The sequence below is a fragment of the Bradyrhizobium sp. UFLA05-112 genome (genome assembly GCF_053572325.1).
In genome coordinates this window covers 1-14,194 of sequence record NZ_JBANBK010000048.1, presented here as the reverse complement: position 1 = coordinate 14,194, position 14,194 = coordinate 1, and the positions used below count along the sequence as shown (strand labels likewise).

Genomic DNA, 14,194 nt, shown 5'->3' with positions numbered 1-14,194 from the left:
GGATGGGAAAACAATGACCAGCAGCAACGTCCACGAAATCCGACCAAAACCCTCCGACAGCGAAAAAATCACGATCAATCTCGGTTTTGTCGATCTCGGTCAGGTCGACTTGATGGTGCAGGAAGGATTCTACTCGAACCGCACCGATTTCATCCGGACCGCAATCCGCAACCAGCTCGAACGTCATGCCGACGTGGTCAAGCAGTCCACGGCCCGAAAGAGCCTCGACCTCGGGCTGCGAAACTACGGCCGCGAGGATCTCGAGGCGGCGCGGCGTGCCGGCGAGATGGTGCACATCAATGTTCTGGGCCTCGCCACCATCGCCCAAGACGTCACGCCCGAGCTTGCTCGCGCCACGATTGCATCGGTCTCCGTGCTGGGCGCCCTGCATGCCAGTCCGGCGGTCAAATCCGCTCTCGCTGACAGGACGGGGTAAGGCCATGCTGAAACTGGACATGGTTCGCGAAGCCACACGCCTCACGCGCTCGGGCCAGCTCGTCGAGGCCACCGCGCTGCTCCAACGCATGCTTCGGGGTGAGAATGCACCAGACGTCACCGCCCCCAGCGCCCACCGCTTCGCCTCTACACTAGGAGAGCCGCCGACAATCGACGCCAAGGCACTTGCCGCAGAGACGAGGAGTCCGCGACTGACGGCGGTGGATCTAGCCAAGAACCTCCCCGGGCTCGGACTGAGAGGATCGCTGAGGCGCGCCCCGCCGTCTATGGCGGACACCGTGCCGGATGGCGCCATGTTCGTCGAAGGCAGCTACCGCAACGCCGCGGGAAGCCGCGCCTACCGGCTCTTCATCCCCAGCGGCTATCATGGACAGGCCATTCCGCTGGTGATCATGCTCCACGGCTGCACGCAGTCGCCGGAGGATTTCGCCGCCGGCACCCGGATGAACTTCATCGCCGAAGAACAGACTTGCTTCGTGGCCTATCCCGCGCAGCGGGCCGAAGCGAACCAGGCGAAATGCTGGAATTGGTTTCGTCCGGGCGACCAGCAACGCGGCGGAGGCGAGCCCTCGCTGATCGCCGGGATCACCCGCCAGATCATGCGTGACCATTCCGTCGATCCAAATCGCGTTTACGTCGCCGGACTGTCGGCCGGGGCCGCGGCCGCGGCCATCATGGGATCGACGTACGGCGATCTGTACGCAGCGATCGGCATACATTCCGGACTAGCTTGCAGGGCCGCCACCGACCTTCCTTCCGCGCTGATCGCCATGAAGCAAGGCGGCGGGTCCGAGGCAATGCCGAGCGACGGCCCGCCCATTCCGACGATCGTCTTCCACGGCGATTGCGACACCACTGTGCATTCGAAAAACGGGGGTCGCATTGTCCGGCAGTCAATCGGCGGGACGAACACGACGGTGAAGGCGCATCGCGGACGGGTACCGGGAGGGCATGCCTATACCCGCACAGTCCATACTGACCTCGGCGGCCGGAGAATCCTCGAGCACTGGGAAATCCACGGAGCCGGACACGCATGGTCGGGAGGTAGCCCCGCCGGCTCCTACACCGATCCGGACGGACCGGATGCGACGAGAGAAATGCTGCGTTTCTTCCTCGAGCATTCGCTCTCACAGAGGCGAAACTAGCCCAACTTGCGCAGTTGGAGGTCGGTTTTGGTGATTTCACAAGAATCGGCGTGAGTCGGATCAATGGGTTAGTCGTCGCGGAAGGCTCATTTGAGAGTGTAGTGACGACCTTGGGTATTTTCTTTCGCGGCGGTTCTGGTTGTGATGGCGCATGTATCTGCGCCACACGATTCGCAAGAAGGACGGCAAGGTTCATCGTTATTGGTGCTTGGTTCGCAGCGTTCGCGTGGGGCGGCGCGTTATTCAGCAGACAGTCGCGCAGCTTGGCGAGCTTGATGAACGCGGTCGTATTGAGGCACGGACGCTGGCGCGCCGGCTGATAGGCGCTCCCGAGCAAGCGCAGCTGTTCCAGGACGGCAGCGAAGATTTAACAGTGCCGGTGCGTCTGAAGGGCATTCGCATCGAACGCTCGCGTCAGTTCGGCGATGTGTACCTGGCGCTCGCACTCTGGTGCGGAACTGGCCTTGAGGAGCTGTGCAGGCAACTGCTGCCGGTGGGCCAGGAACGTATCGCCTGGGCGAAGATGGCGGCTGTTCTGGTGACGGCACGGTTCTGCGAGCCGTCAAGCGAGTTGCACATTGCCGAGGATTGGTACCGTCGGACGGCGCTTTGCGAGCTGCTGCAGCTCGGCGACGAGGAGGTCAACAAGGACCGCCTGTACCGCGCCCTTGACCATCTGCTCGCGCACAAGGCCGCCCTCGAAGCGCATTTGTCGAAGCGCTGCGGAGAGCTGTTTGCAGTCCAGAACGAGGTGTGCAATTCATCCAGGCTCTTCAAGTAAGCGACTGCCGCTATTTGCAAGAGATCGAAATCATGTCGGCCAGTCTTTCTCTGAGGTTTGGGAGTAGCCCATGACTTCTCAGGCTATAGAAGGCGCGTGCGCGTTCGCTTGGCGGAACTACTTGCTGCTCCATAGCGGTGTCAGCGAGGAGGACATAAGGCGTTCGGCTCTCTATCGCTACGTCACTAATCTTGGTGATACCCGATGGTCGCGGGAATAGCCACGTTGGGCCTGCGGATTGCCTTCCGCCTGGCCCTCAAAATAGGTGCTCGTGACGTCGTAAAGCAGCACAAGTTCTGGCCGAGCGTTTAGAGTCGCAAGGTGCGCTAACCGACGCTTAGTTTGGCCATAGCACCGCAGCTAAGGAGCGAACAGCATGACAGACAAGAACCCTACGAGCGACCCACAAAGGCGAATTGCCGCAGCGACAGCAATCGGCGTGAATGCCCTGAAACCAATGCTTCGCTTTCAGGTTTCATTGCTGAGGATGTGGGCCGATAGTGTTGAGAGGTTGGTCGGCAATTACGAAAAACAGGTGCAAGAAGCCGCCGACCGCCGAACGTTTAGACAAGGAACGCGCTGCCTAGATTAACGCGAACGGCTGGGTGATGCGCCATAGTTCACCAAATGGGTGATGCGCCATAGTTCACCAAAAGGGCCTTGAACGATCTCGGGATTGCACATCGCGAGCCCGTCTACGGGTCAGGGTCCGCGAGCCTAGCCAGGGCTGATGCGGGGTACCCTCGACGGAATGAAAAGGAGGAGGCTCCGCTGTAAATTGTGACCTCCAGGTGGCTGCATTGCTCGCCATACACGGGGTGGGTGATGAAACTGCTGGCCTTGGCCAGGATGTGAAGCGCGGCCAGCCGCTATTCATTCTTGAGGCTACCGACACAGTCCAAGGACTTAACGACCTCGTTGCAGCGCTCGGCGCGATGAACACGGCGCGAGGCTTGCGCGACGAGCACGCAGCGCTCCAGCCTGCTGTCCGGATTTCGTCGCGACACCAATTTAAGCCGCGGCGCGCGTTCGATGAATTTTACCGATGGGCACACGCGCACCAAGCGGACCAGAGCACAGATCGCAGCTGATACCACCCCCAAGGCTCATAGCCGGACGGCCGGCGCCAAGGCGGCGTAGGTCAAGCCGACGGGCCTCTCGGAGAGCTACCGGCGGCGCCTGGACCGACGCCGTTGCCTATGCCGGCAGCACTATCACCTTCGTCTTGACGGGCGTTCGCGAATAGAGGTCGAGCATGTCCTGGCTGAGGAGGCCGGTACAGCCGCTCGTAATGCCGTTCCCGATCGTTTCAGGGTCGCTAGTGCTATAGATCGTGTAAAGCGTGTACGCCCCATTTTGATAGAGGTAGAGCACGCGGGCACCAAGCGGATTGTCAAGACCTCCCGGCATACCACGAGCATATTTGCCCGCCTCCGGCTGTCGCGCGATCATCTCCTTGGGTGGCGTCCAGGTAGGCCATTCGGCTTTGCGCCCGACATATGCCTCCCCGCTCCACCGGAACCCATCGCGGCCGACATTGGCGCCATAGCGCGTCGCGTTTCCCTCGCCTTCAATGCGGTAAACATAGTACTTGCTGGGATCGACGATAATCGTACCAGGCGCCTCATTGCTGTCATAGCGCACTGTCTTGCGAAAATATTTCGGATTGATCTTACTTACATCGACCGCAGGGATCGGGAATTTCTCGTTGGGCACAGGCCCGTAGACTTTCTCCGCCTCGGCCAGGCTCATGTAGTCGGATGCGCAACCGGCCAGGCCCAGTGCGGCGAGACCGGCAGCGGAGCCGAACACAAAGGCCCGTCGGTTGACAAGCCGCGACCGATGACCAGGCAGAGTCCCCTCACCCATCGCGCCGGCGTCGGCAATTCCACGGTCCATAAACATGATTTCGGATTTTCCTTGTCCCGTTGTACGGCCCGAGAAGACTTTGGCATACAGTAGCAGGGTCGAGAAGGTTCTTCGTCAGTCGAGCTTGAAATCTCTTGACCAGCGACGGCCTTGTGAGTCTCTCCCGAGAACAATGCGAGAACTCTCTTCTTGAATGCGGCTGGCCTATCGCTACAAACCAAAGCCATCCAGGGCGCAGTCTGCGGGGTCTCACCACCATCTGCGAGGCGCAATGACTGCGTTACAACGCAGCGCCTAGCGTAAAGCAGGTATGGGCGTGCAAACTCTGCTCGAGCGACGCCTCATGGGCGCCGCATTCGCTCCCGATCACGTCAGCCTGACCTATTCTGAAGCCGATGGTTTAGGGCTGCCCGCGGATTCGATCGGATGTCCGGTACATTTCGAGCGCCGGCTCAACCGCATCGTTTTTCGTTCGGATTGGCTGGACCAGGCCGCCCATCTCGGAAACAACACGAGCTATCCGATGGTCGTTGCACTTTGCGATAATCTGCTGGACGAACTGAAATTACGAGTTGGGATCGCCGGGGAAATCCGCGCACTTCTGCTGCGTGATATCGCCAACCCTCCAACCCTTGCCGATGTGGCGAAAGTGCTCGACATCAGCGACCGCCCGCTGCGGCGTCAGCTTCGGCAGCAAGGCATCTCTTTTCGCGGCCTCCTGGATGAGCTCCGGACACACACGGCGCTGAAATATCTGCGCACGACCAAGCTCGCCAACGCGGACATTGCGCTGGCGCTGGGCTTCACGACGCCGCAAATTTTTCGCCGTGCATTTCATCATCGATTGGTCGTCTCAAGTTGACGAGCCTCACCTCAGCACCGGATCCTGATCGCGGCTCTACAGCCTGCGCGCCGTCCAATTGTTCGGCCTGCCAACCGACGTTCAGGCCAAGCTGTCCTGCCGCCATCAACGCAGCACGAGCCAGGATCCCTCCAAAGGTCGGATAGGCCGGCGGGATCTGGGCCAGATCGTCGACGCGCATCATCTTCCCGGCGATCGAGGAGTAAAGAATGGAAGCTGCCTCAGATCCTCGACGTCATCTCGATGGCTTGTCACCGTCTTCGGTACTTTGCGTGCCCAGAACCGCGACCGGAAGCTTCCAGCCTCGCTTCATCGCGACGATTCGGAGACCGAAGCACAGCGCCGCCCCCACCAGCACGGCAGGTCCAGAAGGAAGTTGGAGTTTTGCGGCAATCACGACGACCGCCGCGCCAAGCAGCGCCGCCACGGCGTAAAGCTCTGCGCGCAGCACGACCGGAATCTCGGCCAGCAGAACGTCCCGGGCCACGCCGCCGCCGATTCCCGTCAGCATGCCGAGCAAGGTCGCCATGACAGGGTTCAGTCCGTGCGCGAGCGCCTTGTGCGCTCCGGACACCGCGAACAGCGCCAGGCCCGCGGCGTCGAACAGCAGCACGGGATTCCAACGCCGCACGACAACCAACGGGAAGAAGAATGTAATGGCCCCGGCCGCGAGCGACACGCCCAAATAATGCCAGTCGTCGATAGCTCCGGGCGGAACGGCTCCGATCAGGACATCGCGGGTTATTCCACCCGTGTTCGCTGCCACGAACGACAGCACCAGCACGCCGAATAGGTCCAGCTTGTGCCTGACGCCCGCCATCGCCCCGCTCAATGCAAAGACGAACGTGCCCGCAAGATCAAGCAGATACGGAAGCGACTCCACAACGTTGTGTCCCCGAATTGCCGATCTCCATCAACTGCGACGGCATCACGATGCCAACCAGGCCCGCGCCGCGACGACCAGCGCTTCAACGCCAGTTCTTAGCGTGGGATGGAGAACGGGCGCAAATTTCGGACTGTGGTTCACCGGAAGTTCGTTGATTTTGTTCGCCCCTTTGGCCTTAGCATAGACTTCCGGATCGGTGCCGCCAACGAACCAGAACACCGAGGGCGAATGCCACTCGGTCCCGAACGATCCGAAGTCCTCGCTCGCCGGCGCAGGCCCCGTCTCCCGCACCCTCTCGCTCCCGAAATACGCCCGGAACGCATCAACCACCCGTTTGCTCGCGTCCTGATCGTTCAAATTCAGAGGATAATGGTCCAAGGCGGTGATCTCTGGCTTACGTGGCGCGCCCGAAGCCTCGGCTTCGGCGTTGACGATCCGCTCGATCGCGGCCAACACTCGCTTGCGCACGCCTTCATCGAAGGTCCGCACGTTGAGCTTGATGATGGCCTCGTCGGGAATGACGTTCTCCTTGGTGCCCGCCTGCAGCGCTCCGACGGTGACGACCGCCGCCTCGGCAGCGGCCACCTCGCGCGAAACGATGGTCTGCAGCCGCATCACCGTCGCAGCCGCCATGACCACGGGGTCGATGCTTGCCTGCGGCATCGAGCCATGCGCACCGCGGCCGAAGAGACGGATCTGCAGACTGTCTGCGGCGGAGGTAATGGCGCCCGGACGTCCGGCGACAGTCCCAGACGGCCCTACCATGACGTGCTGGCCAAGGACCACATCCGGCTTGGTAAAACGCTTGAACAGCCCGTCGTCGATCATGGCTTGCGCCCCTTCCGCCGTCTCTTCGCCGGGTTGAAAGACCGCCATCAACGTGCCGCGCCAGGTCGGCCGCGCCTCGGCGAGCAGCTTTGCGGCGCCCGCGAGCCAAGTGACGTGCATGTCGTGGCCGCACATATGCGCGACGGGAACGGTTTCACCGTCCCGATTGATCATGGTTACCTTGCTCTGGTACGGCAGGCCGGTCGCCTCCTGGACAGGTAGCGCATCCATGTCGGCCCGCAGCATAACGGTAGGCCCATCGCCGTTGCGCAGGATGCCCACGACACCCGTCTTGCCGATCTCCGTTGTCACTTCGTAGCCGGCGTCGCGAAGCCGGTCGGCCGCCAGGCCCGCCGTCCGCGTCTCCTGCATCGACAGCTCGGGATGCGAGTGCACGTCCTTGTAGAGAGCCTCAAGATCTGGAAGCAGGCCATCGAGCTTTCGCAGAGCCGCGTCGGATGAACTCGCCTTCGTCTTGCTCATAACCCGATCCTTCTATAGCAGCATTGCGGGCCCGCAGCCGATGGTTCGTCGGCTACGACCTGGCGTTGGCCTTAATCCAAGCCGCATAAGCCTGCATGAATCCAGATGCTGTGGACGGCTCCTCCGCCCGGCACGCGAGTGCCATGGAGTTGGGGCCCTGTTAGGGCTCCCACGATCTTGAGGAGCTACCCACGCAAACACTAGCAGACATCGAGTGAGCGGTGTCCTCGATAGGGAGATGGTTGAGGGCTGCAGGTACACTGGAACCCAGCTTAGGGCGCGAGCGTTTGTGCCTTCGGATGGTCGCGCTCATCTCGCCACCTTCCTAATAAACAGTCAATGCCGCAGCCGCGGGGTGCTTTGCGCCAGGCGTCTCCGTTTCCGCCGACCAGCCCGCTCGCTCGCGGCCGGCCGAGCGTATGACAGTGTGGAAAAAGGCAGCAAGGATCGGACAATAGAGTGTCGCAACGGATCGAGCGTCAAGCAAGGACAGGCATCGAGGGGCTGGATGACGTGCTGGGAGGAGGACTTCAGCGTGGACGCGCATTCCTTCTCGAAGGTGCCCCGGGCACCGGCAAGACGACAGTCGCGACGCAGTTCCTGATCGCGGGAGCGGAGGCTGACGAGTGCTGCCTCTACATCACTCTCTCCGAGACCGAGGATGAGTTGCGCGCCGGCGCCACCTCGCACGGGTGGGAGTTGTCGGCCATTGAAGTCTTCGAGCTGATTCCGCCCGAGAACTTGCTCGACGAGAACCAGCAACAGAGCCTGCTCTATTCCTCCGACTTGGAGCTCGGCGAGACGACGAAGCGCATCTTCGAGGCCGTCGAGCGCGTGAAGCCGCAGAGGGTCGTGCTCGACAGCCTCTCCGAGATCAGGCTGCTCGCCCAGAGCTCGCTGCGCTACCGGCGCCAGATCCTGAGTCTCAAGCACTATTTTGCAAAGGCCAACGCGACCGTTCTCCTGCTCGACGACCTCACTACCGACCTAATTGACAAGACGGTGCACTCGGTTGCGCATGGCGTGATCCGCCTGGAAGAAACCGCGCCCGAGTACGGTGCCGAGCGGCGGCGGGTGCGCGTCGTCAAATATCGTGGGCGGAGGTTTCGGGGCGGCTTTCACGACTACACCATTGCGACGGGCGGCGTTCAGGTCTTCCCACGACTCGTCTCGGCCGAGCACAAGGCAGATTACTCGCGTGACGTTCTCAGGACCGAGACCGGCGAACTAGACGCGCTCCTTGGCGGCGGTGTCGAGCGTGCCTCGAGCGTCCTTGTTCTCGGCCCGGCGGGAACGGGCAAGTCGCTATTTGCGCTCACCTTCATCCAAGGCGCAGCAAATCGCGGCGAGCGCGCGGCCATGTTCGTCTTCGACGAGGAGTTGGGCATCCTATTCGAGCGCGCGAAGGGCCTGAAGATCGATCTTCAGGCGATGGTCGATGCCGGGCAGCTCATCATCGAGCAAATCGACGCAGCTGAGCTGACGCCTGGTGAATTTTCCTCGCGCGTGCGACGCTGCGTCGAGACTCACGGCGCTCAGACGGTGGTGATCGATAGCCTCAACGGTTACCAAGCCGCCATGCGTGGCGAGCACGCCTTGGTGCTCCACATGCATGAGCTCTTGCAGTACCTAAACAGGCGAGGTGCCACAACGTTTCTCATCGTCGCCCAGCATGGGCTCGTCGGCGACATGAAGGCGCCCGTAGACGTCACCTATCTCGCCGACACCGTGATCCTGCTGCGGTACTTCGAGGCGCTAGGCCGCGTGCGCCGGGCGATTTCGGTTGTCAAGAAGCGGACCGGCCCGCATGAGGACACGATCCGAGAGTTCCGCATCGGCGGGCGCGGAATCACCCTCGGGGCGCCGCTCACGAACTTCCAAGGTGTCCTGGCCGGCGTACCCGCGCTGGTCGGCGAGGGGCCGGACCTGCTCAAGGCGGAGGAAGCGTGAAGCGCAGCACGGTCTCGGAGCGAGCTCTCGTCCTCGCGCCGCGAGGTCGCGACGCTCTTCTTGCGTCCGCGATCCTGCGCGAGGCGGGTCTCACTGCTGATCCCTGCCCGTCCCTCCCTGCCCTAATCGTGGGACTCAATGTGGGCGCCGCCTTGGTCGTGGTCACCGAGGAAGCGCTCGCCACGACTAATCTCGCGCCGCTCAGTGCCTGGCTCACCAATCAGGAAGACTGGTCGGACATGCCCTTCGTGCTGCTCACGACGGGGGGCGGCGGACTGGAGCGCAATCCGACTGCGCATCGCTTTCTCGACATGCTGGGCAACGTCACGTTTCTTGAGCGCCCCTTTCACCCGACGACCCTGGTCAGCCTCGCGCGTTCGGCGCTGCGCAGCCGGCTCCGTCAGTACGAGGCCCGCGCCAGACTCGAAGCGCTACGGGCGAGTGAAGAGAGACTGCGGCTCGTCGTCGAGAGCGCCGCAGACTACGCCATCATTGCCACTGACCCGGAGCGCCGCGTCACAAGCTGGTCGGTGGGTGCCGAAGCGATCTTCGGCTGGACGGCCGCCGATATGACGGGTCGTTCGGCCGACGCGATCTTCATACCCGAGGACCGCGCATCTGGGCAGCCCGAGGCTGAGGCTTTCAAGGCGCGCAACGAGGGCTTCGCCCCTGACGAGCGCTGGCATGAGCGCGCGGACGGGTCGCGTGTGTTCCTGAGCGGGTCGATGCGGTCCCTGCCGCCGGATGACCAGGGCCGTGGGCGGGGCTTCATCAAGATCGCGCGTGACGAGACAGACCGTCGGTTGGCCGAGGCGCGCCGCATCGCTCTCGTCGACCTTTCCGATCGCATTCGCGACATCGACGACCCAGCCGAACTTTCCTACGCCGCGGCCGAGATCCTCGGGCGCACACTGGGGGTAAGCCGGGCCGGCTATGGCACGATCGACAAGGCGGCCGAGACGATCACCATCGAGCGGGACTGGAACGCGCCGGGCATCAGGAGCCTTGCCGGCGTGCTGCACTTTCGCGACTACGGCTCTTATATCGAGGACCTCAAGCGTGGCGAGACGGTGGTATTTCCCGATGCCGAAAAGGACCCCCGAACAGCCGCGACGGCCGATGCCCTGAAAGCGATCAGCGCGCAGTCCATCGTAAACATGCCCGTGACGGAACAGGGCGGCTTCGTTGCGCTGCTTTACCTCAACCACGCAACGGCGCGCGAGTGGACGCCCGACGAACTCGAGCTGATCCGCGAGGTCGCTGATCGCACCCGAACGGCCGTCGAGCGCAGGCGAGCGGAGCAGGAGATCCGGGAACTTGCAGCTTCGCTGGAACGCCGCGTCGTAGAGCGCACCGCCGAGCTGATGGAGGCCGAGGAAGCTTTGCGCCAAGCACAGAAGATGGAGGCGGTGGGCCAGCTCACAGGGGGCGTGGCGCACGACTTCAACAACTTGCTCACCATCATCAAGAGCTCCACTGACCTCTTGCGCCGGCCCGGTCTCCCTGAGGAGCGCCGGCGCCGCTACGTGGACGCGATCTCCGATACCGTAGATCGAGCCTCGAGGCTGACCGGTCAGCTTCTCGCGTTCGCGCGGCGCCAGGCGCTCAAGCCCGTGGTGTTCGACGCGTCCGAACGCGTGCAGGCCATCAGCGACATGCTCCGCACCATCGTGGGATCGCGCATTCGAATCAGGACGGAGATCTCTTGCGAGAGCTGCCTCATCGAAGCGGATGTCAGTCAGTTCGAGACGGCGCTGGTCAACATGGCTGTGAACGCGCGCGACGCGATGGGTGGCGAGGGTTCGCTGCACATCCGCATTGAGGAGATCGCTGGCATGCCGCCCGTCCGCGGGCACGCGGGCAATCGCAGCCCTTTCGTGGCCGTCTCGCTGACCGACACAGGCTCAGGCATCCCGGTGGACAAGCTCGCGCATGTCTTCGAGCCGTTCTTCACCACGAAGGAAGTGGGTAAGGGCACGGGCCTGGGCCTTAGCCAGGTCTACGGCTTTGCCAAACAATCGAGTGGTGACGTCGCGGTTAAAAGCGAGGTGGGCCGGGGGACCACCTTTACGCTCTACCTTCCGCGCGCCGCGGGCGAGGCAGCCTCGAATAAAGACCGGCTCGAGATCGACGTTAATCCAGCCGACGCGCTGTCCGAGAACGACCGGGGTCCCCGTGTTCTCGTAGTGGAAGACAACATAGAAGTTGGACGGTCCTCGACCCAGATCCTGGCAGACCTCGGCTACGACACGACCCTAGCGACGAATGCGACCGAGGCGCTCAAACTTCTCGACGAGGCCAACAGATTCGACGTGGTGTTCTCCGACGTGATCATGCCTGGAATGAACGGGGTTGACCTTGGTCGGGAGATCCGGCGTCGCCATCCCAAAGTGCCGGTGGTGCTGACCTCGGGTTACAGCGAAGTCCTCGCTGAAGAGGGTCGGCATGGATTCTACCTCGTTCAGAAGCCTTATGCGGCCGAGGAGCTGTCGCGCGTGCTGCGGCGCGTGGCACGGGCTAAGCGTATTCCAGATCCCCGGTAGCCTGAATGACCTCTCGTGCCGATGACAAGATTGGAAGCTGCCCGACGTCGCTTTTGGGTCCAATTCGCGACCGGGTTGGCCAGCGGCAAGTCCGGGTATGGTCCACTATGCCGCCGAAAGCCGAAGTGAGCTATCCTGCGGCAATCCGACAGGAATGACACTGGCCGTCGCACCCGTCGCCGAGCCTGTCCCTCGACCCCGATCCAGAAAGCCGCTACTGTCGGCGCGTCGGCACTAGCGCTGCACCTCGATTGCAGCATGGGCGTACTTGGCAAGGCCGGCTAGCCGTTGGGACAGCCGAGGGGATAGACGGCCGTCACAGTTCGGTGTCTACCTGCCAAAGGCCGAGGAAGCGCCTCTCTGTGTGGGCCGGGAAGCAGCGGCGCACACTCAATTGACGTCACGGTTTGCTGGGCGTGAGGAAGTTGCCCGCTATCCGCTCTTCGTTTTCCGCCAGCGCATCGTACGCGCCCGCAAGTCTGAGGTATTGAGCGCGCGTCTCGGCATCGGACATCAGGCCGGCCTTGGCGCGAAATTCTTCGGCTTGATGCCGGCGCCTTTGCGCCTCTCCAAGCTGGTCGGTCATCGGATCACTGCCTTTGCGAAGCAGCCGGCCTATTTTCAGATTGCCACCACGGTCGCTCGATATCCTGAGTGAGTCGCTCCCGTGGTGGTCCTTTCCACGGGATGGTGCTTCCATCCCCGTCACCCAATTTGCAGACTTTCCGCGGACATTTTGGCCGAGCGCCCCGCCCTCAGCTCATAGCTGATACGTGCGCCTTCGGCCAAGGTTGTATAGCCGGCTTTCTCGACAGCACTGATGTGGACGAAGACATCTGGGCCGCCATCATAAGGTTGAATGAAGCCATAGCCTTTGGTTGCGTTGAACCACTTCACTTTGCCATTGCCAATGTCGCATTCTCCGTATCAACCGGCAGGCTAGCCTAAACACAGACGCCTGACTGTTTGATTCCGGACACAGAAGCGGCTGGGGAAAACAGCCGCTACGACAGCAGCCCTGCATTTTCCGAATCAACGAAGCGATCCCTTCTCTCAAGGGGCCGGTTCAGGTCGGATGCCTAATGCAGTTCACCCGCGTCGTTAGTCCCATAAAGGATCTGGAAGTCTGGAGCGCAAGCAGCCGCGGCTTTTCGTTTGTGATCAGCTTCGAGAGCCATAACGGTCCCGGGCTTCACGGGAAGCCCGGCTTTTTGGCCTCGTGGCGACCCATCTATCCGAGCAGACCCGCCATCAAGGTAATCGGGTCCCCCTTCGAAACGCTTTCTGAAGCCGAGGAAGCCTGCGAGTCCTTCTTGGCGCACTTAATCAGATGAGACGCCGGATAAAGACGCTCAGCCAGTAGGCGAACAAGCCTGATGCGACGGGTAAAGGCTGGCCATGGCCCACCCATCAGTACTGATCGAGCAGAGGCCGGTATCGAGGATAGCCAATTCATCCGGAACGGGGGTGGACAAACCGCGGCCCCCTTATCTGCGAATCTCTGCCGTGTGTTAGGCCTTCGGAACCATGAGCGCACGTATGGCAGGAGCGGTTTCGATGCTGATGATGAAGGAGCGGCGGCCGGCCATTCGCACGATTGAGGGGTGGGCGCGAAGTATTCTTCTCGAAGCGGGAGCGATCCGCGAATGTGAGGAGCACGGTTGGATGCAGGACCGCGCCGATCCACACGCCAGGGACTGCGCTTTCAATATTGCCCGTCGGCACCCCCCGGTCGAAGGTCTCCCCAGAGGCGGGCACCGTCGCGGTCGCCGAGTTGCTGGAGTCGATCGACGACACATGCCCGGAGTGTCCGCCTGCGGATTGAAGCCGAGTTCGCTGTTAGCTCCCTCGGGTCAGCCTAGTTCAGTGAAGGTGGATGTCCGCTTCATCCTTGGAGCGGCACTGAAGCAGATCTCACAACAGGCCAGAGACGGGCCAATGCACGAAGTCGCTGCGCTCCAGCCCGCTGCGCGGGGGCAAGAGCCGAGAGGCCGGTAGCCGGTTGAGAGTGTATAATAGTGGTAGCAGTGGAGAGCCCCTGTCCTGAGAATCGAGGTGTTCTCAGCCTCAATCAGGAAGGAGCTCTCCATGAGCGATACTAACACCGTCAGTCCGCTGCGTCAGCGTATGATTGAAGACATGGCTGCGCGCAAGCTCAACCCGCACACGCAGCGTGCCCACATTTACAGTTGCAAGCGGTTCGCCGCCTGGCTGAAGCGTTCGCCCGATACGGCAACGCCCGACGAGGTGCGCCGCTTTCAGCTGCACCTCGTCGAGAGCGGGATGAGCATCTGCAACCGCAATCGGATCATGCCCGGGGTGCGGTTCCTGTTTCGCGTCACGCTGCGTCGCCACGATCTGGCGGCCGAGGTCTGGCACCTCAAGGAGCCC

The 14,194-nt window shown here is 62.2% G+C and carries 13 protein-coding genes and 1 pseudogene; 9 read left to right on the top strand and 5 right to left on the bottom strand.

What is annotated here, in order from left to right:
• Window positions 1-13: 13 nt before the first annotated feature.
• The 4 genes from SO180_RS25420 to SO180_RS25405 all read left to right on the top strand — a co-directional run bounded on the left by SO180_RS25420 (window position 14) and on the right by SO180_RS25405 (window position 2,974).
• A complete protein-coding gene (locus tag SO180_RS25420; protein ID WP_449381574.1) occupies window positions 14-436 on the top strand; it encodes a CopG family transcriptional regulator in 423 nt (140 codons plus the stop codon).
• Window positions 437-440: 4 nt separating this feature from the next.
• On the top strand, window positions 441-1,601 hold the full coding sequence (locus SO180_RS25415; protein WP_449381573.1) for an extracellular catalytic domain type 1 short-chain-length polyhydroxyalkanoate depolymerase: 1,161 nt from the start codon (window positions 441-443) through the stop codon (window positions 1,599-1,601).
• 151 nt (window positions 1,602-1,752) lie between these two features.
• Complete coding sequence (locus SO180_RS25410) at window positions 1,753-2,382, top strand: hypothetical protein (protein ID WP_449381572.1); 630 nt, start codon at window positions 1,753-1,755, stop codon at window positions 2,380-2,382.
• A gap of 376 nt (window positions 2,383-2,758) precedes the next feature.
• Window positions 2,759-2,974: a hypothetical protein gene (locus SO180_RS25405; protein ID WP_449381571.1), complete on the top strand. Its 216-nt coding sequence runs from the start codon at window positions 2,759-2,761 to the stop codon at window positions 2,972-2,974.
• Window positions 2,975-3,579: 605 nt separating this feature from the next.
• On the opposite strand, the gene SO180_RS25400 is transcribed toward SO180_RS25405, so the two are convergent.
• On the bottom strand, window positions 3,580-4,287 hold the full coding sequence (locus tag SO180_RS25400; protein WP_449381570.1) for a L,D-transpeptidase: 708 nt from the start codon (window positions 4,285-4,287) through the stop codon (window positions 3,580-3,582).
• Between the two features lie 274 nt (window positions 4,288-4,561).
• Here SO180_RS25400 and SO180_RS25395 point away from each other — a divergent pair, with 274 nt between their 5' ends.
• A complete protein-coding gene (locus tag SO180_RS25395; RefSeq protein ID WP_474804809.1) occupies window positions 4,562-5,113 on the top strand; it encodes a helix-turn-helix transcriptional regulator in 552 nt (183 codons plus the stop codon).
• A gap of 235 nt (window positions 5,114-5,348) precedes the next feature.
• Here the strand turns inward: SO180_RS25395 and SO180_RS25390 are convergent, their stop codons facing one another.
• Window positions 5,349-5,996 (bottom strand): trimeric intracellular cation channel family protein, encoded by a 648-nt coding sequence (locus SO180_RS25390; RefSeq protein WP_449381568.1) that lies wholly within the window; start codon window positions 5,994-5,996, stop codon window positions 5,349-5,351.
• Between the two features lie 45 nt (window positions 5,997-6,041).
• On the bottom strand, window positions 6,042-7,310 hold the full coding sequence (locus SO180_RS25385; protein WP_449381567.1) for a M20 family metallopeptidase: 1,269 nt from the start codon (window positions 7,308-7,310) through the stop codon (window positions 6,042-6,044).
• 459 nt (window positions 7,311-7,769) lie between these two features.
• Between SO180_RS25385 and SO180_RS25380 the strand changes: the two genes are divergently transcribed.
• Together SO180_RS25380 and SO180_RS25375 are read left to right on the top strand one after the other, a co-directional pair.
• Complete coding sequence (locus SO180_RS25380) at window positions 7,770-9,260, top strand: ATPase domain-containing protein (protein ID WP_449381566.1); 1,491 nt, start codon at window positions 7,770-7,772, stop codon at window positions 9,258-9,260.
• Window positions 9,257-11,803 (top strand): ATP-binding protein, encoded by a 2,547-nt coding sequence (locus tag SO180_RS25375; RefSeq protein ID WP_449381565.1) that lies wholly within the window; start codon window positions 9,257-9,259, stop codon window positions 11,801-11,803. Before SO180_RS25380 ends, SO180_RS25375 begins: the two co-directional genes overlap by 4 nt.
• 400 nt (window positions 11,804-12,203) lie before the next feature.
• On the opposite strand, the gene SO180_RS25370 is transcribed toward SO180_RS25375, so the two are convergent.
• Both SO180_RS25370 and SO180_RS25365 read right to left on the bottom strand, forming a co-directional pair.
• Window positions 12,204-12,389: a hypothetical protein gene (locus SO180_RS25370; protein WP_449381564.1), complete on the bottom strand. Its 186-nt coding sequence runs from the start codon at window positions 12,387-12,389 to the stop codon at window positions 12,204-12,206.
• A 119-nt stretch (window positions 12,390-12,508) separates the two neighbouring features.
• Entirely contained in the window at window positions 12,509-12,715 is a 207-nt protein-coding gene (locus tag SO180_RS25365; RefSeq protein WP_449381621.1) for a cold-shock protein, read from the bottom strand.
• Between the two features lie 645 nt (window positions 12,716-13,360).
• On the opposite strand from SO180_RS25365, the pseudogene SO180_RS25360 reads away from it, so the two are divergent.
• Together SO180_RS25360 and SO180_RS25355 are read left to right on the top strand one after the other, a co-directional pair.
• Window positions 13,361-13,628: pseudogene (locus tag SO180_RS25360) on the top strand (hypothetical protein).
• 263 nt (window positions 13,629-13,891) lie between these two features.
• On the top strand, window positions 13,892-14,194 hold a 303-nt coding region (locus SO180_RS25355), incomplete at its 3' end, for a phage integrase N-terminal SAM-like domain-containing protein (protein WP_449381563.1).